This is a genomic window from Marinobacterium profundum (assembly GCF_001528745.1).
Classification (GTDB): Bacteria; Pseudomonadota; Gammaproteobacteria; order Pseudomonadales; family Balneatricaceae; genus Marinobacterium_A; species Marinobacterium_A profundum.
In genome coordinates this window covers 1-1,229 of record NZ_BCNS01000005.1, presented here as the reverse complement: position 1 = coordinate 1,229, position 1,229 = coordinate 1, and the positions used below count along the sequence as shown (strand labels likewise).

The following is a 1,229-nucleotide window of genomic DNA, read 5'->3' as shown; positions in this document are numbered from 1 at the left end:
AGGAGTGGTCGGCAGGGTCAGATGTGGATAAGAGATGGCGGGTGCCGAATTGGGATAAGTGTAAATTGGCTGCGTTGTGTTCAGATGGTTTCAAGACTGGGCTCTTGGCATAGGCTCGACAACAGCCACCAATCCTAACGACTGAAGCGGCCCTGGGCCAGAAACGCCAGCACCTGGGCACAGGTTTCAGGCCGATGATGAATCTCCTGATGGCCAAAGGGCAGCACTATGGTTTCCCGGGCAGCACCGGCACAGGCCGACGCCACTTCCACGCGGCCATCGCTCTGGTCAGACAGAAACAGCTTGCCCAGCAGGCCGCTGTTACGACAACCGGCGATCACACCCAGGCTCAGGCCAGACTCAGCATGGCAGTTATCATAGGCACAGGTGGGCTGCAGCTCGGCGATGGGTTTGAAAACACGGGTATAGCCCGGAATCCGGCTGGCGATCTGCGCCAAGTGCGAGCCGCCGTGGGGCGTGGCGATAAAAACACAGTGCCCAGTATTCTGCGGCTGAGTCTCACGGATAAAGTTCAGGGTGATAAGCCCGCCGAGGCTGTGGGCGACATAGTGCACGCGGCGGTAGCTACCGGTGATGTCATCCAGCTGGGCAGACATGGCGGCAACACAGTCATTCATGTCGCCGAACAGGGTGGGCAGATTCAGGGCGCGGGTATGCCAGCCTTCGCGGTGCAGGCCTGCCTCAAGGTAAGCCATATCCCGCCGGCCACGGTTGAAGCCGTGCACCAGTATGGTGATTTCATCATTCATGTGTCGTGCGCAGGCAGCGATTAAGAGCTGGTTATATCACTGCGCGGCTCTGAATGACAAAACGGATGTGAAAACTGGGCGCCAAAATCAGGCCAGCGAAGCCAACAACCACAGTCTCAACCGGGTGGGTGCACCAGGTAGCGCTGATGAAAGGCGGCGCTGCGTCTGTCCATCCAGCGGGTCATAAGGGCGATGGTAATCAGTGAGAAGGCCAGGCGTAGCCAGAGCACACCGGACAGATGCGCGCCCAGCAGCATCACCAGCAGGGTGTCTTCGATCAGGCTGTGGCAGAGCCCCAGAAACGCCATTGAGGCAAACACATCCCGCTTTGATACATGCCCGGCCTGGGCTTCGCGGATCAGCAAAGCGCCGCCAAAAGACAGCCCCAGAGTCACGCCTATAATGGTGATGGAGGTCGCTTCCCGACCTATACCCAGCAGGCGCAACAGCGGCTGCAGC

1 protein-coding gene and 1 pseudogene are annotated in these 1,229 nt (G+C 59.2%); both read right to left on the bottom strand.

The genetic code is table 11. The features are described 5' to 3' along the window. Positions 1-134: 134 nt before the first annotated feature. Positions 135-770 carry an esterase/lipase family protein gene (locus MPRO_RS00850; RefSeq protein ID WP_067285939.1) on the bottom strand — a complete coding sequence of 212 codons (636 nt, stop codon included), beginning with the start codon at positions 768-770 and terminating at the stop codon, positions 135-137. Positions 771-886: 116 nt separating this feature from the next. Beyond that, positions 887-1,229 (bottom strand): annotated as a pseudogene (locus tag MPRO_RS00845) (hypothetical protein); the annotation flags it as partial.